Below are 26,069 nucleotides of genomic sequence, written 5' to 3' on the forward strand. Positions count from 1 at the left end.
CTGATTCGTCGGGCTCAGCTGTACAGGATGCCGCCGTCTACGAGCAGCGTTTGTCCAGTGACATAGTCCGAATCCGGGCCTGCGAAGAAGGAGACTATTTTCGCGACGTCATCGGGCGTCTCGATGCGGCCCAGGGCGATGGCTTCGACGTTCTCCTTCAGGTTCTGGCCGGCCGGCTTGCCGTTGATCTTGCTCAGTTCCCGGTCGATCAGCTCCCACATTCCCGTACCTACAATGCCCGGTGCATAGGCATTTACGGTGATGCCCTTGGGCGCCAGCTCCTGCGCTGCGGCCTGGGTGATGCCACGGACCGCGAACTTGGATGCCGAGTACGCTCCGAGAATCGGAAAGCCCTTCACTGCCGCGATCGACGCGGCTGAGATGATCTTGCCACCGTGTTGGAGTTCATCGAACTTTGCAGTGGCCGCCTGGATGCCCCAGATCACGGAGTTCAGGTTGATCCGGAAGACCTGCTCCAGATCCTCCTCGGTGATCTCCAGTACCGGCCGGATCTGGGCGATGCCCGCGTTGTTGACGATGACGTCAAAGCCGTCGAGCTGCCGTGCGGCCGTCTCTACTGCACCCACAACATCTTCCCGCCGCCCGACGTCGGCGGCGATGAAGACCGACTTGCTCCCGATGGCTCTAATTTCGGCGACGACGGCCTCGCCCTTCTCCTGCTGGGAATCAAGATCCGCCACGGCAACGTGGAATCCGTCCCGGGCCAATCTCAGCGCTATACCCCGGCCGATCCCTTGGCCGGCGCCGGTGACGAGGGCTACTTTGTTCTGAACAGTCATAGTGTTGAGGTCCTTTGGGCAGGGCGGCGGCTGCGCCATATCGGTGCAGCCGCCGCCTGGCGGGTGGTTATCAGCGGGTGTGGTGCGATGCCTGGAGCTCAAACACCGGTGTGGACAGCCCCTCCAGCCGGGCCTTGAGCTGCAGGGCCAGGTAGTTGGAATAGTGGCGGCTTTGGTGCAGGTTGCCGCCGTGGATCCAGAGGTTGGGCACGTTGGTGGGCTTCCACATGTTGCGAAGTTCTCCCTCCCACGGCCCGGGGTCCTTGGGGGTATCGGAACCGAAGCCCCAGCACTTGCCTACCCTGTCCGCCACCTCGGGTGAAACGAGGTCCGCGAGCCAGCCGTTCATGGAACCGTAGCCGGTGGCGTAGATGATCACGTCGGCTTCCAACTCGGTGCCGTTGTCCATCACCACAGCGTTGCCGGTGATCTTTCTGACCTGACCGTTGGCCAGCTTCACGCGGCCGTCGATGATGAGCTGGGAGGCCCCGACGTCGATGTAGTAGCCGGAGCCGCGCCGCAGGTACTTAAGGAACAGCCCCGAGCCGTCCACTCCGAAGTCCAGCTCGAACCCCGCCGCTTCGAGCTGGGAGTAGAAATCGGCGTCGCGCGTGGCCATCTCCTGGTAGACCGGGATCTGGGCGTCCGGGAGGATCCGGTACGGCAGCGAGGCGAACAGGAGGTCGGCCTTCTCCGTGGTGACGCCGTTGGCCAGCGCCTTCTCCGAGTAGAGATCACCAAGGGCCAGGTCCATGAGGGACTCACTGCGGGCAATGTGGGTGGACGAGCGCTGGATCATGGTGACGTCGGCGCCGTGTTCCCAGAGGTCGGCGCAGATGTCGTGGGCCGAGTTGTTGGACCCGATCACCACGGCCTTCTTACCTGTCCAGTCACCGCCACCGGGGTGCTTGGAGGAGTGGTACTGCTCCCCCAGGAAGCTCTCGGCACCGTCGAACGTTGGCACGTTGGGGTAACCGGAGACGCCCAAGGCGAAGACGAGCTGCTTGGGACGCAAGGTGACCGGCTCGCCGTCTCGGATGACTTGGACGATCCATTCCTGGGCGTCTTCGTCGTAGCGGGCGTTGGTGCATTCGGTGCTGGACCAGTAGTTCAGCTCCATGATGCGGGTGTAGTGCTCCAGCCAGTCGCCGATCTTGTCCTTGGCCGCGAAAACGGGCCAGTCATCCGGGAACTTCAGGTATGGCAGGTGGTCGTACCAGACGGGGTCGTGCAGGTGCAGGGACTTGTACCGATTGCGCCAAGAGTCGCCGGGCTTTTCGTTTTTCTCGATGATAATGGTGGGCACGCCGAGCCGGCGGAGCCTAGCGCCGAGGCCGATGCCACCCTGTCCACCGCCGATAATCACCGTATACGGCTGGTCCTCGTAGCCGAGCCTGGCTTCTTGTTCCTCCTTGAGTTCGAGCCACGACTTGCGACCCTTGCTGATGTGGTGGGCCACGCCCTTTTCGCGGTTGGGCCCTTTCCTCTCTTCGAAGCCCTTCAGTTCCTGCATGGTGGTGAGCAGGGTCCAGCACTTGCCGTTGCGCAGCCGCAAGTGTGCGTATCCACGGGCTTGGGAGGTCTCGAAGTTGACCCATGCTTCGCTGTTAGCGGCGTCGCCGGTTGCGTCTTCGGCCAGGATCCAGTTATGTGGCTGGATATCCTCGAGAGTGGCGTCCAGCATGTTCCTGATCTGGTCCTTGCCCTCGAGCGTCTTGAGATTCCAGGTGAAGGATACAAAGTCGCGCCAATACGACTCGTCCTCGAACAATTCCAATGCTGCCTCGGTGTTGCGGCTGCGCAGCGCCTCGTCGAACTGCGCCAGCCACGCCTCGGCTATGCCGTTTGCGGTCTCAGGCATGTCTCCTCTTTCCATAGCAAGCGATGAGTCATTCCCGCTTCCGTTACACCCGCCCGGATGGTGACTCGTATCACAAGTACATGCCACGGGGGGTTACAATCGGGTTACACCGACCCCACCCCCTTTTGCTGTGGGGTCTTAGTGGACGGATTCAAAGGCGAATTGGGAGTGGACACATGCGGCACGCGTTGGCGCCCGATCCTGGGCTACGTTTCTCCTCCCCTCGGGAGTACGCCATGAGACTCCGCAGTGCGCAGGAGGCCACCCTGTCCGGCTCGCCGGATCCCGCGTTCTCGGCATCGTTGCTTGAGTCGTGGCGCCGCTCCCTGGCGCTGGGGATCAATCCAGAGCGGCACAGCCCGGTGCATCTGCATGACATATCTGAAGCCCGCTCGTTGGGCGCCACACACCGCCTGGCGTCGGTGGTTCCGCCTTTGTCTCAGATGCTTGCTGATGAGTCCGCCGCCGGCCGTCACCTGCTGATCGTGACTGACAGTCAAGGTGAGGTGCTGTGGCGGGTAGGCAGCGGGTCAGCGTTGCGGCTGGCGGACTCGCTGGAGTTCGTTGAAGGTGCAGACTGGTCCGAGTCCGGTATCGGCACCAATGCCATCAGTGAAGCGCTTATTACAGGCGGTCCGGCCCAGTTGTTTTCGGCCGAGCACCTAGTCCGGACACACCACGACTGGGCATGCACAGCCGCCCCGATCCGTGACCCTTTTAGCGGGGAAATCGTGGGCGTGCTGGATGTTTCCGGACCGATCGATACAGTAACGCCGGACAGCCTGCGGATGGTGCGTTGCGGCGTCCGGTTAGCGGAGGAATTGCTGAGATCCGCGGGCCCGTCGGCGGAGGCGAGTCCACATACCACCGTCAGGCTTTCCGGTCCCAGCACCGCCTCCACACTGTTTCTGCGGCTGCTCGGCGACAAGCCCACAGCAGAGCTCGATGGCGGCCGTAGCATTCCAATCACGCTGCGCCGAGCCGAAATACTGGCTTTACTGGCATCCCGAACACAAGGCTGGAGCGCAGAAGAGCTGGCCTACCAATTGCACGGCGAGGACGGAGCGGCCGCGACAATCCGGACGGAAATGCACCGAATCCGCGCGGTGCTGGGTGCGGTGGTGGAACCCAATCCATACCGTTTTGCCGCCGGCGTGCGTGTGATGTCCGACGCAGACGCAGTGGCAGGGTATTTGCGGGCCGGCCGCCTCGGAGAAGCATTGGCAGCGTACCCTGCCCGCTTACTCAACCGCTCAACAAATCTGACCGTGGGGCTCATGCGTGACGAATTGAATGAGGCAGTTGCGGCCTCCGTCCGTTCCAGCGGAGACGCCGACCTGATCTCACGCTGGTGCGCAAGCGATATGGGCTCCGGCGATATGGCAGCCGCTGCCGCGTTGACAAACTTGACTGGTCCCTGGGACGCGCGTTTCCAGTTGGTGCGTGCTCGAATGAAAAGGATTGATCAGGAGCTACGGGCGTAAGCTCGTACGCAGCGTTTTGGTGCCGCTGATCGGGATGCCAATGGTTTCGTTGTGGCGCTCCCGGCTGAGCACGTCATCCACGAGGGCAAGTGCCAGCGTTCTTGGACTGGAACTTTCCTCTTCTGAGTTGGACAAAGTTCGACGATCCGGACACCGGTACCTTCCAAGGTCCGGTTCATGGTCACTTTCAGCAGGACGCGGCCAGGCACGCTCAACTCCAGCGCAGGCGCACCGTTCCCGGTCACGTCAATTGTCACCAGACTGACCATCAGCACCGCGATGTGTCCCCTCGTCGCCACCTCCCGGGGCGCCGAGCCGCCCCGCTTCCACTACAGTGGATGGCAGCATGACACTTCCCGATTCAGGCCCGCTGGCAGGCCTCCACCAAGCCCTTGATCAGTGGTTCGCTGAGACCGCCCGCGACCTCCCGTGGCGGGAGCCTGATTGCAGCCCGTGGGGCATCCTGGTCAGTGAAGTGATGCTGCAGCAAACCCCAGTTGTCCGGGTTCTTCCGGTGTGGCTGGATTGGATGGAACGCTGGCCCACGCCCGCCCACCTTGCCGATGAAGCGTCCGGCGCAGCCGTCCGCCATTGGGGGCGCCTCGGTTATCCACGCCGTGCCTTAAGGCTCCATGCGGCAGCCGTCGCTATCCGTGATCAGCACGGTGGCGAGGTACCTGACAATTATGACGAGCTTCTGGGGTTGCCGGGCGTCGGTAATTACACAGCGGCCGCCGTCGCAGCTTTCGCTTTTGGCCGCCGCGAAACCGTGGTGGATACCAACATCCGGCGGGTCCATGCACGGCTCATCTCCGGCAACGCGCTTCCGGCGCCAGCGTTGACCGCCGCGGAGATGCGCTTGGCTGAGGCCCTCCTGCCCGAGGACCAGGAACTGTCCGTGCGCTGGAACGCGTCCGTCATGGAACTCGGCGCCATGGTGTGCAACGCGCGCAGTCCCAAGTGCGTTGAGTGCCCGGTTCGTTCCAGTTGCGCGTGGCTCGCGGCCGGCGAGCCGCCGCCGTCGTACGTCCCCAAGGGGCAGTCCTGGCACGGCACGGACCGGCAGGTGCGCGGCGCCGTGATGGCCGTCCTCCGTGAAGCTTCCAGCCCGGTCCCCCGCGAAATGTTCGAGCAAGCGCCGGCAGATCTCGGGTTCGCTCCGTCAGGCGTCGGAATCCCGCTCGCCGCCCTGCACCGTTTGAACTCAGCGCCCGAGCAACTTGAGCGCGCCCTTGAGGGCCTCTTGTTGGACGGCCTGGCAGAGATGCACGACGGCGGTTTGCGGCTTCCGGCGTAGCGCTCCTCGGGTGCGGTGTCGGTTTGGCAACGGGCGGCTTTGGAACCGTAACGATGCGAAGCTGTTTGCGTTCCTTGGCCGGATTTCGGGGACACCGGCAGCCCTGGGTCCTACCCTGAAGCATGGGCAAAATCGGGCTGGCTTTGACTCTCATGGGGACTGCAGCGCTGCTTCCTGGTTGCGTCGATGAACCCGTGGGATGCCCGGCGATCGGACACGTAGCCGGCGTTTCCTTGGCCGTCGCGGCCACGTACGCCCCGGATGTTGCTTCACTGAGGTTGAAGGCGTGCCAGGACGGCGTCTGCACTGAGAAGGACATCATGCTGAACCCCGGCGCTACATCCGTGGACCAGGGCTGCGCCCCGGATGGCGTGTGCTCAGCGACGTCATCGCCGGACGGGACTCTCCAGGGCTTTCTCGAACTTCCGTCCCTCAGCGAAAGCCCCCTTGAGGCAACCGTGACAGGAACTTCCCCGGATGGCATCGCGCTACCCGTGCGCACAGTGACCTTTACACCCAAGGGTGATTACCCCTACGGCGAGCAGTGCGGCCTCGTGATTTCCGCGGGCCTGATGCTGGACGGCGAGGGGTTGCGGCAGCGGTAGGTTGGGGCGGCCCTAGGGCGGCAGCCCTAGGGCGGGGCCAGCACCATAGGATGAGAGGGTGCCTGACCATGATGTTCATCCCGACGTAACTGAGGCACTGCGGCATCTCAGCCAACCAGCCGGAACGTCCTCAACACCGGCGGCCGAGGCCGACAATCTTGAGTACGGCGCCGCCGTCGTCAACCTCGGGCAGGAATTGATCCGGTTCCGGGTGGGAAAGCTCACCCCCACGAAGGTGGGCTTGTTTGTTGCCGTTTGGCGCCGCGCCAAGGACGGCTCCACTGAGCCCTTCCCCGCCGAAGACGGCGCTGATTTGCTGGTAATAACAGTCCGGGAAGGCACCAGGGCGGGCTACTTCGCCTTCCCGAAATCGGCGCTGGTCAAGCAAGGAATCGTGTCCGTGAACGGCACCGGCGGAAAGCGTGGTTTCCGGGTGTATCCACCGTGGTCCGAAGTGAGTAATCGGCAGGCGGTCCGGACCCGGCAATGGCAGTGTGGATACTTCACTGAAGGTAGTGCCACATCGGATAATACTCAGTAATCTGACTGTTACTGACATCCGAAAGGCAACCACCATGACCACTACTGATCGGCCGCTGGCACTGGTCACCGGCGCTTCAAGCGGCATCGGATTGGAGCTGGCGAAGCAGTTCCTCAGCAACGGATTCGACACCTTCATAGTCGCTGAAAATGAAAAGATCCACGCGGCAGCGGAGGAACTGAAGGGTCTCGGCGGGGAGGTCTATGCAGAACAGATCGACCTCACGGACAGGCAGGGCATGACTCGTTTGCACACGGCGGTCACCACCCTGGGCCGGCCGTTGGAAGCAGCCGCCATCAACGCCGGCATAGGAGTGGGCGGTCCATTTGTGGAAACCGACCTTGAAGAGGAACTCAAAACGATCGACCTGAATGTCACCTCTACGGTGGTGATCGCCAAGTGGGTTGCTTCGGATATGGTCCAACGCAACAAGGGAAAGATCCTCTTCACCTCCTCGGTCATCTCCCGGGCCCCGGCACCCTTCCAAGCCATTTACGGTGCGTCCAAGGCCTTTGTGCAGTCCTTCGGGCAGGCGCTGCGAAACGAGTTGAAGGACACCGGAGTGAGTGTCACCACCCTCCTGCCCGGGCCCACGGAGACGGACTTTTTTGAACGCGCAGAGCTCCTGGACACCAAGGTGGGGGCTGACGAAAAGGATGATCCGGCATTGGTTGCCAAACAGGGCTTCAAAGGGCTGATGGACGGGGACGGAAATGTGCTGGGCGGCTCCCTCAAATCCCGCACCATGGGCCTGGGCAGCAACGTCATGCCGGACGCCGCAGGAGCCGAATTCAACCGCAAACTCAGCGAGCCAGGATCCGGGAAAGACAAATAATCACCAGAACAAAAGGAGTAGTCATGACTCAACCCAACGAAGAACAGAACACCGCCGGCGAAGCCGTCGAGGACGTCATCGTTCCGCAGGACGATGCCTTGCCGAATCCCGACCGTTCGGGCCACGGCAAGATGCCTGAGGGCATCGACGACGACGTTTACCAGGAAGCCGTGGAACAGGAACGAGTTGCCGCCGGCCTTGCGGACTACGCTCCGAGCGACGTCCCGGACGCCACCGACCCGCTGCCTCCGGAAGCCTCCGAGGAAGCGGATCTGGCACGACGCGGACTACTGAATACCTCTGACGACGATTCCGAAGAGGATCGCTAGCGGATTCCGGTCAGGGCCAGCAGGTCATTCAGGAACCGCACCGAACGACTTCCGGTAGCCACTTGGTGTGAAACCCAGGTACTTCCGGAAGTCGTTCGTCAGGTGGGCGTGGTCCGCATAGCCAAGCTCGACGGCGATCGCGGCAAGGTCCGCCGTTTGGTTGGACCGGGCAAGCTCGGCGGCATCCTGTAGCCTCCGGCGCCTGATGAGGGCGGAGGGACTCAAACCGACGTACTTTCCGGCGATTCTCTGCAGGGTTCTCGGGGACACTGAAAGACGGGATGCCACGTCCTCCATCAAGAGCACCTCAGGATCCGTGGCGATCAGGTCCATCATTCGGTTGGCGAGCAAGGCCTCTTCTGACGCAACAAACCCAAGCGAAACCAGCCAGGCAACCAAGGCTTCCACTGCCCGCTCGCGGCGAGCGCCGGCGTCGTGAGTGTCATCCAAACCCATGGCACCACCCTTGGCCGCCGTCATGGCTGCCGATACGGGTCCGTGAAGATCCGTGAGAGCCAGCACCGCTTCCTGGTCACGGAGAGCTGCGGGATTGTCGGTAAACAGTGGCACGGCGGCGGGACGGAGTAGCGCGCCGACTGCCCAGCCTTGGCCCGTCAGGTCACGGTAAGAGGCCCGGGTTGTTGGCCCGGAGAACTCCACCCCGTCTCCTTGAACCACCAGATTGGACGTTGGGTAGGCGATCACGTGTTGCCGTGATGAGCGGCCGGGCTCGATGTTCCACTCCGGAATCCAAAACCACTGCACCAGGTGGGCAACGGAGGCGGGGGCGGGAAATCGGTGGAAGGTGGGCAGCCGCGCGGGATAAAGGATGCCCTTGAACGAGCCTTCCATCAGAGCCTTTCCCGTGGAGGATCAAAGCTGTCGCAAATCTGCAAGCGCCACGGGGCAAGGCACCCGTAGCGTCGTAACCATGACAGATACTACAAGCACAGAGTCCATCACAGCAGCGCACGGTGAGCACACCACGCACGGCATACCCAACGGCCTGACCAGCCTCACACCGTTCCTCGCCGTCCCCAACGCCAGGGAAGCAATCGCGTTCTACCGCGATGTATTTGGAGCGCGGGTTGTTGGCGAGACCGAGATGGGAGGGGTGGTGGTGCATGCCGAACTCGACTTCGGCAACGGCCACCTACAGCTTGGCGAGCCCAGCCCGGAATATCACTTGGTTCCGTCGCCCAGTGGCGAGGACGATTGCTACTCCCTGGGACTGTACTGCCAGGACGCCGACGGTCTGGTCAAAAAGGCGGAGCAGGCCGGAGCCACCATCCGCGAGCCGCTGTCCACGTTCGTTTCGGGTGACCGCTATGCGAGCATCCGCGATCCGTTCGGCGTCCGCTGGTCCATCATGACGCGAGTAGAGGACCTCTCAGAAGAAGAGAGCAACCGCCGCGTTGATGAGTGGGCCGCACAGCAGGGCTGAACCCGGGCCAAGGCAGCGCCCCGGCACCCGGCGCCGGGCCAAGGCTGAGCCCGGGCCAGGGCCCCGCCCCGGTGAGGGCCCCGCCCCGGTGAGGCCTTAGCTGAGGCAGAGGCAGAACGGGTGTCCGGCGGGGTCGAGGAACACCCTGAACGTTTCGCCCGGCTGGTGGTCCGCTTTGCTCGCACCAAGGGACAGGGCAACTTCCTCACCCTTGTCCAGATCCTCCACCACCATGTCCAGGTGCATCTGTTGCGGAATGGTCTGACCGGGCCACACCGGAGGCTGGTACACCTCTACTTGCTGGAAGGAGATGCAATTGCTGCCGTCGGCGGGACGGATATCGAACCAGTCACCTTTGTCCTCGATTTCCCAGCCAAACAGCTCGCCGTAGAAGGCGGCCAACGCACCAGCGTCTGGGCAATCGATCACTACACTCGGGTATTTAGCTATAGCCATTGTTAAACCTCGTCAGCAGTCTTCTTCATGCGGGCCAGGGCGCTCTTGGTGCCCCGTTGGGTCAGAACGTGAACTATGGCACCCACCCCTGCGGACACAACAGCGAAGACCAGAACGCCGGGCAGCGAGTCGTTGAGGTCGGTTCCGTCCTTGGGCGCAGGCTTACCGGTCTTCTTCTCCCAGAGGCCTTCCAGCGTCTTGTTTGCGAGCGTGCCAGCCCCGAGGCTGACGGCCAGGCCGAAAAGTTTCACCAGTATGTTCACGAGGATCCTCCATAAGTTGCGCGTCGCCAAGCGACGCCTCACATAACAATCGCCTCAAAGACAAGGCAGGGCCGCTGCTATTGCAGCGGCCCTGCCTGGATTCTTAGTCCTTCTTGAAGGCGTCTTTTACCTTCTCGCCGGCACCCTTGAGGTCGGCTTTCGTCTGGTCGCCCTTGCCTTCGGCTTCCAGGCGCTCATTGTCAGTGAGCTTTCCGGCGGCTTCCTTAGCCTTGCCGCCCAGCTTCTCGCCAGCGTTCTCCATCTTGTCGTCAGCACCCATGCTTCGCACCTCTTCCTTGTAGTGAACCTGTACCTCTACAACATCACTAATCAGTGTACTTAGCAATATTTGGGAGAAAATTATCTTCGAGCTAGAGCTCTCCGAACCCTTCCTCCACAAGCCTGCCCACGTACTCCACGGCCTTCAACGCGTCCCTGCCGCTTGCTTCAACATGCAGGGTGGAACCCTTACCGGCGGCCAGTGCCATCAGCGCCATGATGGACATGCCATCGACGCCGTTGACCGTCACCTCCGCGTCCAGTCCGGATAAACCCCCGGCGATTTTCGCAGCTGGCCGGGCATGCATTCCAAGGGGATTGATGAGCTCAAAGTCGCCACTCGCGTCCGGTTCATCCTCACCGTCAGAAATTTCCGGACCCCCCACGCCTGCGGGCACGTTGCCGAAGGCCACAGCTTCCGCGGCTTGGCGGACATCCTTTGCACCGGCGCCTCCTTGAGCCGCGACGGCAGCAGCAACAAGCCCCTCAATCAACGGCGCATCGGCCAGGAAAACGGCCTCGGGATCGCTGGAAAATTCCACCGCCGACTCGGCTGTCATGACGGCCGAGCCCAGATCGGTCAGCACCACCACTCCGTCGCCTCCGGAATCGACCAAGGACTGCTCGACGGCGGCCAGCACCTTCTCCAGGCTGGTTCCGATCCGCTCGTCGTCCGTTCCCCCGGCGGCGACGAGTTCGACGTCGGGCGCCATTTGCGCGGCGAGTTCCACCGCACCCTCAGCAATCTTGCTGCTGTGCGATACCACCACAATCCCCACGGTCATACGGCGTCGGTTCCCGTGTCACCGGTAGACCCTGCGGCAGCGGCAGCGGCCGCCCTCAGGAGCAGCGCGGTTGATGCGGCGCCCGGATCGCGATGACCTGCGCTGCGCTCCCCCAAGTAGCTGGCCCGGCCTTTGCGGGCCACCAACGGATCCGTGGCCGTGGCCCCTGTTTCGGCCGCCTCGGCAGCCGCTTCCAGGACTGCCAGAGCGTCGGCGCCGCTCGCGGCGGCTTGTTGGGCAGCCTCAACCGCAGGTGTCCACGCATCGATCATGGTCTTGTCGCCGAGTTCGGCTTTGCCGCGGGCCACCACGCCATCACGGGCTGCCGCGAGGGCAGCGGCCAAGGACTCCGCATCGATATCGCTGGTGTCCCCCAGGGAAGTTGCTGCCCGCAGATACGCCGTGCCGTACAGCGGTCCGGCAGCGCCGCCCACTTTGGACATCAGTGCCATGGCTGCAGCTTTCAATGCTGCACCTGGCGTCTCCGGCGGGGTTTCATCCAGTTTCTGCAGCACGGCCTGGAAACCGCGGTCCATGTTCTCGCCATGATCAGAGTCGCCGATTGCCCGGTCCAGCTCAATGAGTTCCACCCGGTGTTCGTCCATGGCCTTGGCAGAGAGTTTCAGCCAATCCAGAGCCCAGTTGACGTCCAAGCCCATGCTCAAGCTCCCCACCGCAAGGCTGCAGTGTGGACGGGCGCATCCCAGAGCCTGGTCAGCTCGTCATCGAGGCGCAGCACAGACACCGAGCAGCCTTGCATCTCCAAGGAGGTCACGTAGTTCCCCACCAGCGAGCGCTCCACGGTGGCACCGCGTTCGGCCAGCACTTGGGCTGCGCGTCGGTACACAATGTACAGCTCGCTCTGCGGGGTGCCGCCCATGCCGTTGACGAACAACAGCACCTTCTCCCCGGATGCCAGGGCCAGATCCTCCAGCACAGGCCCCAGAAGGCGGTCCGTGATGGCATCAGCGCTTTCCATTGCGATCTTGTGCCGGCCGGGTTCGCCGTGAATGCCAATGCCGATCTCGATCTCATTCTCCTCGAGCTCAAAGCTCGGCGTACCGGCATGCGGAACCGTGCAGCCGGACAGGGCCACACCCATGGTCCTCACGTTGGCCACCACGCGCTCGGCGATCGCCGTGACGGCGTCAAGGTCGTCACCGCGCTGGGCGGACGCGCCGGCAATCTTCTCCACAAGGACTGTTCCACCAACCCCTCGCCTGCCGGCCGTGTACAGCGAGTCCTCCACCGCGACGTCGTCATTGACCAACACCGAGCGCACGCGCACGCCTTCAGCTTGCGCCATTTCGGCGGCGGTCTCGAAGTTCAGCACATCGCCGGTGTAGTTCTTCACGATGTGCACGACGCCGGCGCCTGAGTCCACAGCGACGGTGGCCGGGATGATTTGGTCCGGTGTCGGCGAAGTGAAAACGGCGCCGGGGACTGCCGCGTCCAACATACCAAGGCCCACAAAGCCCGCGTGCAAGGGCTCGTGACCGCTGCCGCCACCGGAGACCAGGGCTACCTTGCCCGCAACGGGAGCGCCTTTCCGGACGACGTACTTGGGATCGGGATGGACGTCCACAATGTCGGCATGGGCCATGCCGAAACCTTCAACGGACTCGTCCACCACTGCGCGTGGATCATTAATGAGCTTTTTCATGTGATGCTCCTGGGCATGCTGTGGCTGGTGCTCTGACCCTACTACCGGCGACTGTGGCCACGGTAGGGCTTATGGCAGCGGTTGTGCATAAAGGGAGCTGGCCGCTCCCGGATTCAGACAGAGATCAGACACAGAAAGGGACAGCCCCCAATGACTGTCCCTTTCCGCTGTTGCTGTTCTTTTTTGTTGACGCTGTACTTCGGCTCCGCTAATCCTCGGAGCCCTGCGTTGTCACCGCCTCGGGTTCACTTCTGGCCTGGTACTCGGGCCAGAAGGCCGAGTACAGATCAGGGTTGGAGTGGCCCGCGTCCTGCCAGGCGGCTTCGTGCGGCCAAGACCCGTGGGGCATATCAATCTGAAAAGCGGAGAAATCGGGGAACGTGACCCTATGGTCCATGGTCCGCATCCCCTTCAGCTGCTCAGGACGGCGTCGCCGCCGGCAGTGACAACGTCTTCCAACAGCACGGTCTGATCGATCACCGGAAGGCCTACAACGTGACCAAAACTGAACATGTTCTTCGGGTCCAGCTCCGCTTTGGCCTTCCTGAGCCGTTCCCGTGCAGCGGGAAGCCACGGCTTTTCCCTGTCCTCGGCATCCACAAAGTGGCCGTGCAGGTTCACGAACGTCCCTGCATTCGCAGCAGGCCGAAGGTCTTCGTGAACGGCGCTGAAGACAGTGGGCAGGATGTCCAGCACAGGAGGGACCGCGATGGCGCCCATGAAGAAGCTAAACGCTGCGTCGCGTCCACCCACCATGTCTTCCCCCTCAGCGCTTTTCGCCAATGCACCGCCCAGCAGACGGAGTTCGGCCAACAGCACAGGACTTTCCACCCCGGGGCCAAAGTGCCGCAACAACGTTTCTTCGCTTTGCTCGTCCAAACGATCCAGCAGAAAACCATGCTCACGAACGGGCACCGGCTGGTCCGGGTCCTGGTGGATCGTGTCGAATTGCGCGGGACTCAAGGGGCCGGTGGCGTCCATCATGAACGGTGCACACGCGCGCATAGGCTCGAGGAGCTCCGCGGCGGTTGTGAGGTCACCCTGATAGGCGTAGCGGAGATGGATGACGAACTTTCCGCGAAGCGGCTCGGGAATCATCTCCATATCCGGAAGGCGGAGAAATGCCATGGATGCTGACGCTTCCACCGGCAGTGATGGCACCCACTCCCGGAATGCCCGCAGGACTTCAGGGGCATATCCGCCGTCGAAGTACATCCCGCCCGCATAAAGGTCAGCTGCCGGGAAGAGGTGGAATTCCATGGCCGTGACGATGCCCAGGTTTCCTTTGCCGCCACGCAGGAGATGGAACAGCTCAGGGTTCTCGTCCCTGGTCACCCGGCGCTGTGTGCCGTCGGCGGTGACGAGTTCAAAGGCAATCACGTGATCTGAAGCGAAGCCGTACTTGCGGCCCAGGATGGGCAGCCCGCCACCCAAGGTGTAGCCCACCACCCCGACGTCGGTAGTGGAACCGCAGAGGCCCATCAAGCCGAACGTCGCGGCGAGATCCACCACGGCCTTCCAGCGGACGCCCGCACCAACGCGGGCAGTCTTCTCGATGGGATCGATGCTGAGTTCCAGCATTCGGCGGGTGCTGATGAGCAAACCGCCTTCAATGGCATTGGTGGCGCCATGGCCGGTGGACTGAACGGAGACGGGCATGCCGCGCTCGGCTGCCCAGCGAACAGCCGCGGAAACGTCCTCTGCATCGAGGGCGCCAAAGGCTAGATCGGGTTGGTGCTGTGTGGAGAGGTTGAAGGCCGCTACTTCGGGAGCAAAGCCCGGATCGGCAGGCGTAAACACGGGACCGTGCACGCTGAGTTGGAGTTCTGAAACATCTGAAAAGGACGCGTGGGACTGCATGATCTTCTCTCAATTGACCGATGTGGTGGAAGCTTCCCCAGCAAGCCTTGATCAGTTTATCCATCAACTGGATATAAGAGAAGAGATAATAAATCACTCATAATCGGGCAGGGTTGTGTCCCGCGCCTCATCAGGCACGCAATAAGGGGTGAGAGTTTGCTGCGAGGGCGCTAGAGCTGCTTGATCATGCGGGTGTTGCCCAAGGTATTGGGCTTCACCCGGGCCAGGTCCAGGAACTCGGCCACACCTTCGTCATGCGAGCGCAGCAGCTCGGAGTACACCTGGGGATCCACTACTGACTGGTCCGCCATAACCTCGAATCCGTGGCGCTTAAAGAAGTCCACTTCAAAGGTCAGGCAGAAAACCCGGCTGACGCCCAGCGCTTTCGCCTCTTCCAGCAGGTTCTCCACGAGGACGTGCCCCACGCCCCGCCCGCGCCAAGAGTCAGCTGCGGCGAGGGTGCGGATTTCGGCCAGGTCTTCCCACATCACGTGCAGGGCCCCGCAACCAATGACTTCGCCGTCGCTGGACTCGGCGATCCGGAATTCCTGGAGGCTCTCGTAATACGCCACCGTCTCCTTGGCCATGAGGATCCGCTCCTCAGCCAAGGGCGCCACAAGCCTTTTGATAGCCGCCACATCGCTGGTGCGGGCAGGACGAAGGCTGAAGGTCGAATTCACTCCCCCATCCTAACTACGAGCGGCTGGACCCACGTTTTATGGCGGAATCTCCAGCCGGGTGCCAGCAGAGATAGATGATAAGAAATTCCTCGCTTACTAACACTTATTCATCTAAGTGTTGGTACCGTGAACATATGCCGATACCTCCTGAGGCACTCATCCCCATTGCCCCGATTTCATTCGAAACCTACCAGTGGAAACCGCAGGAACCCGAGATGTTCTCGCGCGCAGAGGTTGAGCGCCAGACCGGGCCCTACCAGGCAGCAGTCACCGCCACGATTGCGGACTGGGTCCCTCGCCTCTCCAGCGAGATTTATACCGATGTTGAGGATGCGACACGGCAGCTCATCGAGTTCGACAAGCACGCGCAGCAGACCCTTGGCACGAATAACCCCGCACTCGGACCTATGACGGCAATCCTGCTACGGACGGAATCGGCCTCCAGCTCGCAGATCGAGCAGCTGACGACATCAGCGAAGCAGCTTGCCCTCGCTGAAATCAGTGAGGGCGATAAGGCGAACGCCCTCACTGTGGTGGGCAACGTTCACGCAATGGAGGCAGCCCTCCGACTGTCTGATGACATCACCGAGGAAGCCATCCTTGCTATGCACAAGGCGCTGATGATCCATCAGCGCGGTTTCGATCCTCTCGATGCCGGCCGATTCCGCGACGAGCCGGTCTGGATCGGCCGTGGCGAGGCCGGTCCTCGGATGGCCGACTTCGTAGCCCCTCACCACAGCCGTATCCCCGAAGCCATCAGAGACCTGGTTGGATTTATCAGCCGAGAGGATGTCCCCGTACTCGTCCAGGTCGCGGTCAGCCACGCCCAGTTCGAAACTATCCATCCGTTCCCGGACGGGAACGGTCGGACCGGCCGCGCGCTGGCACAATCGGTCTTGCGCAACAAAGGCTTGATCAGTTCCACGGCGGTGCCGATCTCGGCGGGTCTCCTCGTCCACACAGGGCGCTACTTCGAGGCACTGGACTCGTTCCGCGCCGGCGACGCCGGGCCTATCGTCCTTGAGTTCGCCAGGGCCAGCCGGATCGCCGCAACCACTGGGGCGCGACTAGTGGACAACCTCGTAGCACGATTAGAGGAATCCCGGACCAAACTGGCGGGCCTTCGAGCAGACGCCGCAGCATGGAAAGTGCTGCCTGCCCTGATAGGGCAGCCCGCAGTGAACTCAAAGTACCTGATGAGCGAACTCGGTCTCGGTGAGATGGCGGCTCAACGTGCGCTGGATGCTCTCACGGACCGTGGGGTGCTCGTCGAGGCGTCAGGCCGGGGCCGCAACCGGGTGTGGCAACACCAAGGAGTCTTCGAGGTCCTCGACGGCTATGCCGCCGAGATCCGGCGAATGTCTTCGCGGTGAGTCTGTTCCCAGCCCGACCTCCGAGACCTTAGACTCCCAGCTCCTCCGGCAAAGGAACGTCCTCGCCCAGCACTTGCTTGGCCAGGAAGTGCTCAACTACCCCGTACCAGACCTTGGCGTGCTGCGGCTGCAGGACCCAGTGGTTTTCGTCGGGGAAGTACAGGAAGCGGTGCGGGCTTTGGCCGTTCTCGTCGGCGGGGAGCTGGGATGAGGACAACAGCTCGTACCAGAGGCGCAGGCCTTCGCCGATCGGCACCCGGTAGTCCTTATCACCATGGATGACCAACATGGGTGTTTTGATGTTGCCCACGTTCAGGTGCGGCGAGTTTTCCATCGCCATTTCCTCGGTCATTTCCTTGAGCCAGTACTGGGCGGCGTCGGTTGTGGGGCCGAACTGGTCCAGGGCCCACAGGCTTGCGTGGGTGACGATCGCCTTGAACCGGTCGGTCTGCCCGGCAACCCAGTTGGCCATATAGCCGCCGAAGGACCCACCCATGGCCGCAGTCCGCGATTCATCGATGTCCGGCCGGGCCACCACGGCGTCGGTGATGGCCATGAGGTCGGTGAAGGGCTTCTTTCCCCACTCGCCCCAACCACGCTGGATGAATTCCTGGCCGTACCCGGTGGAGAGGGCAGGATCAGGCAGGAGAACGGCGTAACCCTTGGCCACAAGCAACCACGGGTTCCAGCGCCAGGTCCATGCGTTCCACGAACCCAAAGGTCCGCCGTGGATCCACAGCAGGAGCGGTGCAGGGTTGTCCGCGGACACTTTCTCCGGGAGTGCCAGATATGCAGGAACACGGGTACCGTCTTCGGCCGTCGCCTCCACGCGCTCAAGGCGACCGTGGTAAACAGGGCGCTCCGCCGGCGCCTGCAGCCGGAGGACCTCACCGGTGGACAGATCGATCCGCACGGCTTCGGCGGGGAACTCGTACGAGCTCCGGAGCGCGTACGCCGTGGTTCCGTCAGGGGAAACCACGACGTCGGCATAGGCGGCGGCGTCCTTCGTCACCCGCTTGACTGAACCGTCGGCGACGCTGATCCGGAAAACCGGCGACGCGCCGTCGTCGTCCGCTGTTACCAGCACCGCGCTACCGTCCGGGAGCCAGGCGGCGGGGTTGGCCCACCGGTCCCATCCTTGCGCCAGCGGTTCCAAGTCCGTGGTTTCACCGCCGGCTACGTTCAGCAAATGGAGCTTCACTTGGGGAGCCTGCGTGGGCGTCGTGTCGCTCTCGCTCTGCACCACCAGGGTCCGGTTGTCCGGGCTCACAGGACCAGGGAAGTAGCTCATGCCCTCATGGTCCAGGAGCACTTTGACGGTGCCGGTGGCGACGTCGACGGCGGCGAGCACCTCGCGGCTGTCAGCCTTCGCGAGCGCCTTGGTCATGCTGGTGTAGATGGTCCTGCCGTCCGGGCTCACCACTGATTTGGATTCACGCAGCGAACCGCCGACGCCGTGCGTCAGGTTCCGGAGTTGTAGCGGCGCTGACGCGTCCACCGTGGAGGGTTTGCCAGGTGCTTCCTCTTCACCCTGTTCCACGGCGAAGATCCGCGGCTCGGCCGGACCGAGGTCAGCATCCCAGTAGCGGACCGGGTAGCCGCTGTGCAGAATGGCGGAGACCTTGTTGTCCTTGCGTGCCTTGCGGCGTTCCTCGTCGTTCTCCTCATCGGCCGAGCCCGCCAGGACCTCGGCGTTGACGAACGTGGCATCGGCATCCTTGGCAGCCATGACCGAAGAGATACCTCCAGCCCGCGAGTGCACCACACGGGCTTCTCCCCCGTCGGCGGGCAGCAGCCAGAGTGCGTTCACGGGGTCCGCCTCAGGGCTGTCCGGATCAGGACGGGCCGAGGTGAAGTACAGGTCGCCATTGGCAGCGAAGACGGCACCGGCTTCGCCTTTGGAGCTGCGGGTGATGCGGCGGGCGTGGTTCCGGCCGCTGGGATCCAGTTCCCAGAGCGCCGTGGCGAACTCGGTTCCTTTGCCGTTCAGCGTTGTCACGGTGGTGACCAGGCGCTTGCCATCCGGGCTGAGGGTGAGCCCACTAACCCGCGGGATGGCGAGGTAGTGGTCCATGTTGTGAAAAGCAGTTTCGGGCTGCTCGCCCCGTGCGTAAGTATCAGCAGAGTCCATGGTCCGATTCAACACGCATTGTGCCCTGGATCACAGAGTGGTTCACTCACAGTGAAACAGTACTTTCACATATTCGCCATTAGCCGAGCTGTCGCAAGGCCTGCACCACGGGGGCGGTTCCGTCCTCCGTGGCGATGACAGCCGCTACTTCCGCGGCCCGCCGCGCGTACGACGCCGTGCCGACAGCTTGTTTTATTGCCTCGCCAAGGCGCGACGGAGTCAGCTTCTTGTGGGGAATCGGTTGAGGACCCGCCCCGAGCGACGCGATCCGGGACGCCCAGAGCGGCTGGTCCGTGTACACAGGAACAGCTATTGCCGGCACCCCGGCACGGAAGCCGGCCGCCGTGGTTCCCGCTCCGGCATGGTGGACCACGGCTGCCACCTGCGGGAACAGCCACTCGTGCGGAACGCTCCCCACCGCGATTGCATCGTCACCCAGCGCGCCCCGGGTTTCTTCTGCCCCTTGTATTACAGCCCGAACGCCGGCCCGGCGGGTGGCCTCGAGGATGAAGCTCGGATCAATGTGGGCGCTGCTGCCAAAACCAACAAAGACGGGCGGAGGACCCTCGGCCAGGAAGGCAACAAGATCCGCCGGAGGCTGCCAGTCCGCCGAGTTCGCCGGCCACCAGTATCCAGCCATTACCAGGCCCGGGTGCCAGTCGGTAGGGCGGGGCAGAACTGTGGGACTGATGCCGTGAAGAACAGTTGCATGCGCTTTACGACGACGGCGCTCCCCGGCCGCGCGACTCTGCTTGCCCAATCCCAGCTCCTTGCGGAGACGTGCGGCGGGAGCATCGTAGGGCGCCGGGCCCGCAGCTGCGCGCTCACCAATAATCCTATTTCCCCATGCGCCAAGGCTTCGGGCCGAATTCATGAGGACCGGCGGATAGGCTGCGCTCGGCTCAGTGGGCTGCAGATGGGCGCCGATGACCGGGATGCCCATGGCTTCCCCAATGTCATATGCATAGGGCGCCACCGAATTAGCAAGGATCACGTCGGTCCCTGCCTCAGCCGCGGCCAAGGTTCCCGTGGCTGCCGCATCCATATACTCCGTGAGCTTCCGCCAGAAGGTGAGCACGCCCTCAGATGATGCCCTGGTACCCGGGGCCGGGTGCCTGATCAACTCTTCCAGATTTCCGGGCAGCGGCCTGAACTCGCAGCCTGACTCAACAACCAGAGTTGCATAGGCAGGGTTGGCCGCAATGGCTACCTCATAGCCCAGGCCCTGCAGGCGATTTCCCAGGCCGGCCATGGGTGCAACATCGCCCCGTGTTCCCGGAGTCACCATAAGTACCCGCATGCCGCTCCTTTCTCTTTTGAAGGTGGCTGTTAACGCAGAAGCCCCGCCCGCTCCTTGTTGGGAACGGGCGGGGCTTAATGCTTCTTGCGCTTACGCGGTGGGAGCGATCTCCGGGATCCGCGGCTTGGCGTTGCCTTCGAACGTGAACTTTGCGTCGTCACCTTCGCCGTCAACGTCCACCACAACGATGTCGCCGGAGTGGAGTTCGCCGAACAAGATCTTCTCGGACAGCTGGTCCTCGATCTCGCGCTGGATGGTGCGGCGCAACGGCCGGGCACCCATGGCGGGATCGTAACCACGCGTGGCCAGGAGAACCTTGGCAGCGGGCGTGAGCTCGATGCCCATGTCCTTGTCCTTGAGGCGGCGCTCCAGGCGGGTCACGAACAGGTCCACGATCTCGATGATCTCGTCCTGCGTCAGCTGCGGGAACACCACGACGTCGTCAACACGGTTGAGGAACTCGGGGCGGAAGTGCTGCTTGAGCTCTTCCGTAACCCGGGCACGCATCCGGTTGTAACCGGTCTGGGTGTCCGTGCCGGACTGGAAGCCCGTAGCCACGCTCTTGGAGATATCGCGGGTACCAAGGTTGGTGGTCATGATGATTACGGTGTTCTTGAAGTCCACCACGCGGCCCTGGGAGTCGGTCAGTCGGCCGTCTTCCAGAATCTGCAGAAGCGAGTTGAAGAGGTCCGCGTGGGCCTTTTCAACTTCGTCGAACAGGACCACGGAGAACGGACGACGGCGGACCTTCTCAGTCAGCTGGCCGCCTTCTTCATAGCCGACGTAGCCCGGAGGTGCACCGAAGAGACGCGAAACCGTGTGCTTCTCGGAGTACTCGGACATGTCCAGCGTGATGAGGGCGTCCTCTTCACCGAACAGGAACTCGGCAAGTGCCTTGGCGAGCTCGGTCTTGCCGACGCCGGTGGGGCCGGCAAAGATGAACGAGCCACCCGGACGCTTGGGGTCCTTCAGGCCTGCACGGGTACGGCGGATAGCCTGGGACAGGGCCTTGATGGCCTCATCCTGACCAACGACCCGCTTGTGCAGTTCGTCTTCCATTTTGAGCAGACGCGAGGACTCTTCCTCGGTGAGCTTGAAGACCGGGATGCCCGTGGAGTTCGCAAGAACTTCCGCAATCAGATCCTCGTCAACCTCGGAGATGTCGTCCATGCCGCCGGACTTCCAGGTGCGTTCCTTCTCTGCGCGTTCGGCAATGAGCTTCTGCTCCTTGTCGCGCAGCGAGGCAGCACCCTCAAAGTCCTGGGCGTCAATCGCGGATTCTTTCTCCATTTTCACGTCCGCGATGCGCTCGTCCATGGCCTTGAGCTCCGGCGGAGCGGTCATGCGACGGATGCGCAGGCGTGCGCCGGCTTCATCGATGAGGTCGATCGCCTTGTCCGGCAGGAAGCGGTCCGAGATGTAGCGTTCGGCCAGTTGCGCAGCGGAGGCGAGGGCGCCGTCGGTAATCGTCACGCGGTGGTGTGCCTCGTAACGGTCACGCAGGCCCTTGAGGATCTCGATCGCGTGAGCGACTGAGGGCTCCTTGACCTGGATGGGCTGGAAGCGGCGCTCAAGGGCTGCGTCCTTCTCAATGTGCTTACGGTACTCATCCAGCGTGGTTGCACCAATGGTCTGGAGCTCACCGCGGGCCAGCATCGGCTTGAGGATGGACGCAGCATCGATAGCGCCTTCGGCAGCACCTGCACCAACAAGGGTGTGAATCTCGTCGATGAAGAGGATGATGTCGCCACGGGTGCGGATCTCCTTGAGGACCTTCTTCAGGCGCTCTTCAAAGTCACCGCGGTAGCGGGAACCGGCAACCAGGGAACCGAGGTCAAGCGTGTACAGCTGCTTGTCCTTGATGGTCTCCGGAACATCGCCGCGGACGATCGCCTGGGCGAGGCCTTCGACGACGGCAGTCTTACCGACGCCGGGCTCACCGATCAGGACCGGGTTGTTCTTTGTACGGCGGGAGAGGACCTGCATGACGCGTTCCATCTCCTGCTCGCGGCCGATCACGGGATCGAGCTTGTTTTCGCGGGCAGCCTGTGTCAGGTTGCGACCGAACTGGTCAAGCACCACCGAGCCGGCAGGGGTACCTTCAGGCTGGCCCTGGCCGGAGCCGCTGCCTGCGGTCTCCTTGCCCTGGTAGCCGGAGAGCAACTGAATGACCTGCTGGCGGACCCTGTTCAGGTCTGCCCCAAGCTTCACCAGCACCTGCGCGGCCACGCCTTCGCCTTCGCGAATGAGGCCGAGCAGGATGTGCTCAGTACCGATGTAGTTGTGGCCGAGCTGCAGTGCTTCGCGGAGGGAAAGCTCAAGCACCTTCTTGGCGCGCGGGGTGAAGGGGATGTGACCGGAGGGGGCTTGCTGGCCCTGACCGATGATCTCCTGCACCTGCTCACGAACGCCATCGAGCGAAATGCTCAGGGACTCGAGCGCCTTGGCAGCAACGCCTTCACCCTCGTGGATCAGACCCAAGAGGATGTGCTCGGTACCGATGTAATTGTGGTTGAGCATCCGTGCCTCTTCTTGGGCAAGGACGACCACGCGACGGGCACGGTCCGTAAATCTCTCAAACATTTCGCCACACTCCTAGCTACGACGTACTTTGATGCTACGTGTCTGAGAAGCACTTTTGGGGCGTGTTCGCCACAGGGGAAACATGACGTGATTACGGAATAAATCCGGCTGCGGCCCTTGACCTCTGACGGCCGGCGGTGGGACCCTGTCGCCTTGCCTGACGGCCTGAAGCGATGGTTGACCTCAAGCAATTCGTCGGTGAACCCGGGTCCGGCTTTGTTGGGACCCATTAGTGCGGTATTCGAAGCTTGAGGGCCGGGCCGATTCACAGGATATTCCAAGCCTGGCGGGCAACCGCAAACTCAGGGCTTAAACGCCAATGCCCCGGCAGTGACTGCCGGGGCATTGAAGCGGTGAATCAGGAATTGGCCTTTTGGTACGCTTCCTGAATTTCAGCCTGAATACGTCCGCGGCTGTTGACCGTGTAACCGTTGTCACGGGCCCACTGGCGGATTTGCGCGGAATCTTGGTTACGTGCGGCTGTTGCACGGCCCCGGGTTGCACGGCCGGAAGAAGTCTTCCTGGCCTTTGCTACGTAGGGCTCCAATGCCTTGCGCAGCGAGGCTGCGTTGGCGGTGGACAGGTCCATCTCGTAGCTCACGCCATCCAGGCCAAAACGGACAGTTTCGTCCGCTGCCCCTTCATCCAAGTCATCGACGAGGATGATTTTTACTTTCTGTGCCATGAGGTGCCTCTCATTTGGAGGGTTGGATAATCAGAAATTCCCCGGATTCCTTTGATGATTATCGTTCACGGCAAGCATGCACGTCAAAGCGTAATTGGATTCTCTTCAGTTAGCTGAACCCAATTGAAGCTATTTAGCCGCCGGCCCCTCGGATGCAGGTCCCGAATTTTTCAAATTTGCTTCAGCCTGCGCCTTGGCTTCAGCCTGCCGCTCGGATTTGTCAGCATTGAAGATCGACTTCATGGCAAACCAGAAGATCAATCCCACCACAATGGATGGCGCCAGGACTGCGATGTACTCCATAATCAGTGACCCTCAGGCTTCAGCAACGGGAACAGGATGGTTTCGCGGATACCGGCACCGGTGAACAGCATTACCAGGCGGTCAATACCCAGCCCGATGCCACCCATTGGCGGCGCACCGTATTCCAGGGCCCTGAGGAAGTCCTCGTCCAGCTGCATGGCTTCCTCGTCACCCGCTGCGGAACGGCGGGACTGCTCCGTGAGGCGTTCGCGCTGGATCACCGGGTCAATGAGCTCGGAGAACGCCGTACCGCGCTCCATGCCACCAATAATCAGGTCCCAGGCCTCAATGAGCCGTCCATCTTCGCGGTGAGGACGCGCAAGCGGTTGAGCGGAGGGCGGGTAGTCGTAGACGAACGTGGGGTTCAGCAGCGTGGGTTCCACGATCTCGCCGAACAGTTCCACCACAATCTTCTCCGCGTCCCACTTGGGGTCCACTTTGACCTCGTGCTTGGCAGCAATTGCCAGCAGCTCATCCACTGTGGTGTCCGGAGTAATTTCAATTCCCACGGCCTCGGAAATACCCGGGTACACCGAAATCCAAGCCCATTCGCCGTCGAGGTTAATTTCACCGGCGTCCGTCTGGATGGTGCGTGTACCTACCACGTCGGCCACATTCAGGATGATTTCCTTCATGCGCTCGGCCATGACGAACTGGTCTGCCCACGCTTCGTAGCATTCCAGGGTGGTGAATTCGGGGCTGTGCGTGGAGTCAACGCCTTCATTGCGGAAAACCCGGCCCATGTCGTACACACGGTCGATGCCGCCAACAACGGCGCGCTTGAGGAAGAGTTCCGTAGCGATGCGGAGGGTCATCTTCTGATCGAACGCGTTCATGTGCGTCTCGAACGGACGGGCTGTAGCGCCGCCGTGGACCAGCTGAAGGATGGGTGTCTCCACCTCCACGTAACCATGGCGATCAAGGGTGTCGCGGACTGAACGGGTGATGGCTGCGCGCTTGTAGACCATCTCGCGGGCTTCGTCGCGGACCATGAGGTCCACATAGCGCTGCCGGACACGGGTTTCTTCATTCAGTTCTGCGTGCAGGACCGGCAGTGGGCGCAGGGCCTTGGATGCCATGGACCAGGAGTCAGCCATGACGGACAGCTCGCCGCGACGGGATGAGATGACCTCACCCTTGATGAAGACGTGATCGCCAAGGTCAACCAGGGCCTTCCAGTCGGCAAGTGCTTCCTCACCAACATTGGCCAGGCTCAGCATGGCTTGCAGGCGCACGCCCTTGCCGTCCACGCCGCCCTCTTGGAGAGTTGCGAAGCACAGCTTGCCGGTGTTGCGGACGAATACCACACGGCCAGTGACGCCAACAACATCGCCAGTGGTTTCATCGGCTTGCAGATGTGCGTATTTCTCCCGGATTTCACTCAGGGAATGGGTCCGTTCAACACCCACCGGATAGGCCTCGGTGCCGCGCTCGATCAGCTTGGCGCGCTTCTCCATACGGATGCGCATTTGCTCGCTGGCGTCGACGGGCTCTGTGGAGGGGTTCTGGGCGGGGGTGTTTGCGGAAGTCACAGTCCTTAAGTTTACCGGTGATTACGGACCTTTACTTCCGGGCGCCAAGATCGGGGAAACGCATAGACTCGGTGCTGTGGAGACGTGGACGGTTGAAACGAACGACGGCGGCGGGCAGCTCGAGGTGCACACCTTTCGGCCGGCTGCTTCTGCAGGTGCTTCCTTTCCGGGGTCGAAGGCACCTGCCGAACCCGCCGGCGTCGTGCTTGTTCATGGCACCTTGGTGACGGACTCGCTGTACTGGCCGTTCGCGCGGACGCTGAGTGTCCTGCTGGGACGGCCCGTGCACACTTATAACCGGCGCGGGCGCGGCCATTCCGCACCACAGCCACCGGGCTACTCCGTGGATACCGAGATCGCGGACCTGCAACAGGTGATGGAACAGTGCGGCTCAACGGATGTGGTGGCACACAGCTACGGCGGATTCGTGGCACTGCAAGCCGCGCGCCAAGTCAAGATCAACAGGCTGGTCACCTACGACGCCGCTGTGTCGCTCTCCGGCAACCTGAGCAGCCGCTGGCGGCCCGAGCTCGAGGAAGCTGTCACTTCCGGTCAACTGGATCACGCATGGGCCCATCTGGTGCAGGGGCTGGGGACCGCGGGCCCTATTTCCTATCTGCCCATGGGCGCCCTCCGTGCGCTCAGTGTCCTCTCCGCCCGTACCCGGCTGGGCCTGGAGATGCGCTCCCTGCTACCTACCGCCGTCACGGAAATGCGTGCGGTGTTGGACGCCGACGCCCACCTTAACGACTTCATGAAGCTCTCCACCCCCACGCTTATGCTCAGCGGCGGCTGGAGTCCGTCCTACTTTGCAGAGACCGGCCGGATGCTGGCCGGCGCCGTGCCTGCCATCACCTTCGCGGTGGTGCCGCTGCAGTTCCATGAAGGTCCGCTGCGCCCCGGGAAACGCCTCGCTTCGCGCGTCGCCAGGTTCCTGTCAGGGAACCTTGTGGAGGAAGAATCCGGCCTTGCCACCTAGG

At 62.5% G+C, this 26,069-nt stretch carries 26 protein-coding genes; 9 read left to right on the forward strand and 17 right to left on the reverse strand.

Annotated elements, in window-relative coordinates; all coding sequences use genetic code 11:
* Positions 1–14: 14 nt before the first annotated feature.
* Together BACI9J_RS20230 and BACI9J_RS20235 are read right to left on the reverse strand one after the other, a co-directional pair.
* The gene (locus tag BACI9J_RS20230; protein ID WP_159735941.1) at positions 15–800 is read right to left on the reverse strand and encodes an acetoin reductase; all 786 of its coding nucleotides are present in this window, start codon (positions 798–800) and stop codon (positions 15–17) included.
* A gap of 70 nt (positions 801–870) precedes the next feature.
* Positions 871–2,661: a flavin-containing monooxygenase gene (locus tag BACI9J_RS20235; RefSeq protein ID WP_159735942.1), complete on the reverse strand. Its 1,791-nt coding sequence runs from the start codon at positions 2,659–2,661 to the stop codon at positions 871–873.
* A gap of 236 nt (positions 2,662–2,897) precedes the next feature.
* Between BACI9J_RS20235 and BACI9J_RS20240 the strand changes: the two genes are divergently transcribed.
* From BACI9J_RS20240 to BACI9J_RS20265, 6 genes are all read left to right on the forward strand, one after another.
* Positions 2,898–4,145: a helix-turn-helix domain-containing protein gene (locus BACI9J_RS20240; protein ID WP_236558790.1), complete on the forward strand. Its 1,248-nt coding sequence runs from the start codon at positions 2,898–2,900 to the stop codon at positions 4,143–4,145.
* Positions 4,146–4,491: 346 nt separating this feature from the next.
* A complete protein-coding gene (locus BACI9J_RS20245) occupies positions 4,492–5,442 on the forward strand; it encodes an A/G-specific adenine glycosylase (RefSeq protein WP_159735944.1) in 951 nt (316 codons plus the stop codon).
* 122 nt (positions 5,443–5,564) lie between these two features.
* Complete coding sequence (locus BACI9J_RS20250) at positions 5,565–6,047, forward strand: hypothetical protein (protein WP_159735945.1); 483 nt, start codon at positions 5,565–5,567, stop codon at positions 6,045–6,047.
* A 58-nt stretch (positions 6,048–6,105) separates the two neighbouring features.
* The gene (locus BACI9J_RS20255; protein ID WP_159735946.1) at positions 6,106–6,588 is read left to right on the forward strand and encodes a MepB family protein; all 483 of its coding nucleotides are present in this window, start codon (positions 6,106–6,108) and stop codon (positions 6,586–6,588) included.
* A gap of 34 nt (positions 6,589–6,622) precedes the next feature.
* A complete protein-coding gene (locus BACI9J_RS20260) occupies positions 6,623–7,423 on the forward strand; it encodes an SDR family NAD(P)-dependent oxidoreductase (protein WP_159735947.1) in 801 nt (266 codons plus the stop codon).
* A 23-nt stretch (positions 7,424–7,446) separates the two neighbouring features.
* On the forward strand, positions 7,447–7,752 hold the full coding sequence (locus tag BACI9J_RS20265) for a hypothetical protein (protein ID WP_159735948.1): 306 nt from the start codon (positions 7,447–7,449) through the stop codon (positions 7,750–7,752).
* A 24-nt stretch (positions 7,753–7,776) separates the two neighbouring features.
* Here the strand turns inward: BACI9J_RS20265 and BACI9J_RS20270 are convergent, their stop codons facing one another.
* Complete coding sequence (locus BACI9J_RS20270) at positions 7,777–8,604, reverse strand: helix-turn-helix transcriptional regulator (protein WP_159735949.1); 828 nt, start codon at positions 8,602–8,604, stop codon at positions 7,777–7,779.
* Positions 8,605–8,683: 79 nt separating this feature from the next.
* On the opposite strand from BACI9J_RS20270, the gene BACI9J_RS20275 reads away from it, so the two are divergent.
* Positions 8,684–9,196 carry a VOC family protein gene (locus BACI9J_RS20275; protein ID WP_159735950.1) on the forward strand — a complete coding sequence of 171 codons (513 nt, stop codon included), beginning with the start codon at positions 8,684–8,686 and terminating at the stop codon, positions 9,194–9,196.
* 96 nt (positions 9,197–9,292) lie between these two features.
* Here BACI9J_RS20275 and BACI9J_RS20280 read toward each other — a convergent pair whose 3' ends face one another.
* The 8 genes from BACI9J_RS20280 to BACI9J_RS20315 form a co-directional block, all read right to left on the reverse strand.
* Entirely contained in the window at positions 9,293–9,652 is a 360-nt protein-coding gene (locus BACI9J_RS20280; protein WP_159735951.1) for a VOC family protein, read from the reverse strand.
* Between the two features lie 2 nt (positions 9,653–9,654).
* Positions 9,655–9,915: a DUF4235 domain-containing protein gene (locus BACI9J_RS20285; protein WP_159735952.1), complete on the reverse strand. Its 261-nt coding sequence runs from the start codon at positions 9,913–9,915 to the stop codon at positions 9,655–9,657.
* A gap of 103 nt (positions 9,916–10,018) precedes the next feature.
* Complete coding sequence (locus tag BACI9J_RS20290; protein WP_159735953.1) at positions 10,019–10,195, reverse strand: CsbD family protein; 177 nt, start codon at positions 10,193–10,195, stop codon at positions 10,019–10,021.
* A 91-nt stretch (positions 10,196–10,286) separates the two neighbouring features.
* A complete protein-coding gene (dhaM, locus tag BACI9J_RS20295; RefSeq protein WP_159735954.1) occupies positions 10,287–10,979 on the reverse strand; it encodes a dihydroxyacetone kinase phosphoryl donor subunit DhaM in 693 nt (230 codons plus the stop codon).
* A complete protein-coding gene (gene dhaL / locus BACI9J_RS20300; protein ID WP_159735955.1) occupies positions 10,976–11,638 on the reverse strand; it encodes a dihydroxyacetone kinase subunit DhaL in 663 nt (220 codons plus the stop codon). Before dhaL ends, dhaM begins: the two co-directional genes overlap by 4 nt.
* Before the next feature lie 2 nt (positions 11,639–11,640).
* Positions 11,641–12,642, reverse strand: coding sequence for a dihydroxyacetone kinase subunit DhaK (dhaK, locus tag BACI9J_RS20305; RefSeq protein WP_159735956.1), 1,002 nt, complete (start codon positions 12,640–12,642; stop codon positions 11,641–11,643).
* 411 nt (positions 12,643–13,053) lie between these two features.
* Entirely contained in the window at positions 13,054–14,502 is a 1,449-nt protein-coding gene (locus BACI9J_RS20310; protein WP_159735958.1) for an FAD-binding oxidoreductase, read from the reverse strand.
* A gap of 170 nt (positions 14,503–14,672) precedes the next feature.
* Positions 14,673–15,182 (reverse strand): amino-acid N-acetyltransferase, encoded by a 510-nt coding sequence (locus BACI9J_RS20315; RefSeq protein ID WP_159735959.1) that lies wholly within the window; start codon positions 15,180–15,182, stop codon positions 14,673–14,675.
* Between the two features lie 134 nt (positions 15,183–15,316).
* Between BACI9J_RS20315 and BACI9J_RS20320 the strand changes: the two genes are divergently transcribed.
* Positions 15,317–16,555: a Fic family protein gene (locus BACI9J_RS20320; RefSeq protein ID WP_159735960.1), complete on the forward strand. Its 1,239-nt coding sequence runs from the start codon at positions 15,317–15,319 to the stop codon at positions 16,553–16,555.
* Positions 16,556–16,583: 28 nt separating this feature from the next.
* Here the strand turns inward: BACI9J_RS20320 and BACI9J_RS20325 are convergent, their stop codons facing one another.
* The 6 genes from BACI9J_RS20325 to lysS form a co-directional block, all read right to left on the reverse strand.
* On the reverse strand, positions 16,584–18,686 hold the full coding sequence (locus BACI9J_RS20325) for a S9 family peptidase (protein ID WP_201296631.1): 2,103 nt from the start codon (positions 18,684–18,686) through the stop codon (positions 16,584–16,586).
* A gap of 79 nt (positions 18,687–18,765) precedes the next feature.
* A complete protein-coding gene (locus BACI9J_RS20330; protein WP_159735962.1) occupies positions 18,766–19,986 on the reverse strand; it encodes a glycosyltransferase in 1,221 nt (406 codons plus the stop codon).
* Positions 19,987–20,076: 90 nt separating this feature from the next.
* Positions 20,077–22,569 (reverse strand): ATP-dependent Clp protease ATP-binding subunit, encoded by a 2,493-nt coding sequence (locus BACI9J_RS20335; protein WP_026541632.1) that lies wholly within the window; start codon positions 22,567–22,569, stop codon positions 20,077–20,079.
* Positions 22,570–22,927: 358 nt separating this feature from the next.
* Positions 22,928–23,254, reverse strand: coding sequence for a histone-like nucleoid-structuring protein Lsr2 (locus BACI9J_RS20340; RefSeq protein WP_014920382.1), 327 nt, complete (start codon positions 23,252–23,254; stop codon positions 22,928–22,930).
* 129 nt (positions 23,255–23,383) lie between these two features.
* On the reverse strand, positions 23,384–23,557 hold the full coding sequence (locus BACI9J_RS20345) for a hypothetical protein (RefSeq protein ID WP_011772935.1): 174 nt from the start codon (positions 23,555–23,557) through the stop codon (positions 23,384–23,386).
* 2 nt (positions 23,558–23,559) lie between these two features.
* Positions 23,560–25,089: a lysine--tRNA ligase gene (gene lysS / locus BACI9J_RS20350; protein ID WP_159735963.1), complete on the reverse strand. Its 1,530-nt coding sequence runs from the start codon at positions 25,087–25,089 to the stop codon at positions 23,560–23,562.
* Positions 25,090–25,165: 76 nt separating this feature from the next.
* Here lysS and BACI9J_RS20355 point away from each other — a divergent pair, with 76 nt between their 5' ends.
* Complete coding sequence (locus tag BACI9J_RS20355) at positions 25,166–26,068, forward strand: alpha/beta fold hydrolase (RefSeq protein WP_159735964.1); 903 nt, start codon at positions 25,166–25,168, stop codon at positions 26,066–26,068.
* Position 26,069: the final 1 nt, after the last annotated feature.

The sequence above is a fragment of the Arthrobacter sp. 9V genome, assembly GCF_902506065.1.
Lineage (GTDB): Bacteria > Actinomycetota > Actinomycetes > Actinomycetales > Micrococcaceae > Arthrobacter.

Coding starts and splice junctions, on each gene's coding strand:
- BACI9J_RS20250 (WP_159735945.1), top strand. CDS start 5,565: ATGGGCAAAATCGGGCTGGCTTTGACTCTCATGGGGACTGCAGCGCTG.
- BACI9J_RS20235 (WP_159735942.1), bottom strand. CDS start 2,661: ATGCCTGAGACCGCAAACGGCATAGCCGAGGCGTGGCTGGCGCAGTTC.
- BACI9J_RS20275 (WP_159735950.1), top strand. CDS start 8,684: ATGACAGATACTACAAGCACAGAGTCCATCACAGCAGCGCACGGTGAG.
- BACI9J_RS20320 (WP_159735960.1), top strand. CDS start 15,317: ATGCCGATACCTCCTGAGGCACTCATCCCCATTGCCCCGATTTCATTC.
- dhaL (WP_159735955.1), bottom strand. CDS start 11,638: ATGGGCTTGGACGTCAACTGGGCTCTGGATTGGCTGAAACTCTCTGCC.
- BACI9J_RS20310 (WP_159735958.1), bottom strand. CDS start 14,502: ATGCAGTCCCACGCGTCCTTTTCAGATGTTTCAGAACTCCAACTCAGC.
- BACI9J_RS20290 (WP_159735953.1), bottom strand. CDS start 10,195: ATGGGTGCTGACGACAAGATGGAGAACGCTGGCGAGAAGCTGGGCGGC.
- BACI9J_RS20230 (WP_159735941.1), bottom strand. CDS start 800: ATGACTGTTCAGAACAAAGTAGCCCTCGTCACCGGCGCCGGCCAAGGG.
- BACI9J_RS20245 (WP_159735944.1), top strand. CDS start 4,492: ATGACACTTCCCGATTCAGGCCCGCTGGCAGGCCTCCACCAAGCCCTT.
- BACI9J_RS20260 (WP_159735947.1), top strand. CDS start 6,623: ATGACCACTACTGATCGGCCGCTGGCACTGGTCACCGGCGCTTCAAGC.
- dhaK (WP_159735956.1), bottom strand. CDS start 12,642: ATGAAAAAGCTCATTAATGATCCACGCGCAGTGGTGGACGAGTCCGTT.
- BACI9J_RS20270 (WP_159735949.1), bottom strand. CDS start 8,604: ATGGAAGGCTCGTTCAAGGGCATCCTTTATCCCGCGCGGCTGCCCACC.
- dhaM (WP_159735954.1), bottom strand. CDS start 10,979: ATGACCGTGGGGATTGTGGTGGTATCGCACAGCAGCAAGATTGCTGAG.
- BACI9J_RS20280 (WP_159735951.1), bottom strand. CDS start 9,652: ATGGCTATAGCTAAATACCCGAGTGTAGTGATCGATTGCCCAGACGCT.
- BACI9J_RS20345 (WP_011772935.1), bottom strand. CDS start 23,557: ATGGAGTACATCGCAGTCCTGGCGCCATCCATTGTGGTGGGATTGATC.
- BACI9J_RS20325 (WP_201296631.1), bottom strand. CDS start 18,686: ATGGACTCTGCTGATACTTACGCACGGGGCGAGCAGCCCGAAACTGCT.
- BACI9J_RS20335 (WP_026541632.1), bottom strand. CDS start 22,569: ATGTTTGAGAGATTTACGGACCGTGCCCGTCGCGTGGTCGTCCTTGCC.
- BACI9J_RS20240 (WP_236558790.1), top strand. CDS start 2,898: ATGAGACTCCGCAGTGCGCAGGAGGCCACCCTGTCCGGCTCGCCGGAT.
- BACI9J_RS20340 (WP_014920382.1), bottom strand. CDS start 23,254: ATGGCACAGAAAGTAAAAATCATCCTCGTCGATGACTTGGATGAAGGG.
- BACI9J_RS20265 (WP_159735948.1), top strand. CDS start 7,447: ATGACTCAACCCAACGAAGAACAGAACACCGCCGGCGAAGCCGTCGAG.
- BACI9J_RS20330 (WP_159735962.1), bottom strand. CDS start 19,986: ATGCGGGTACTTATGGTGACTCCGGGAACACGGGGCGATGTTGCACCC.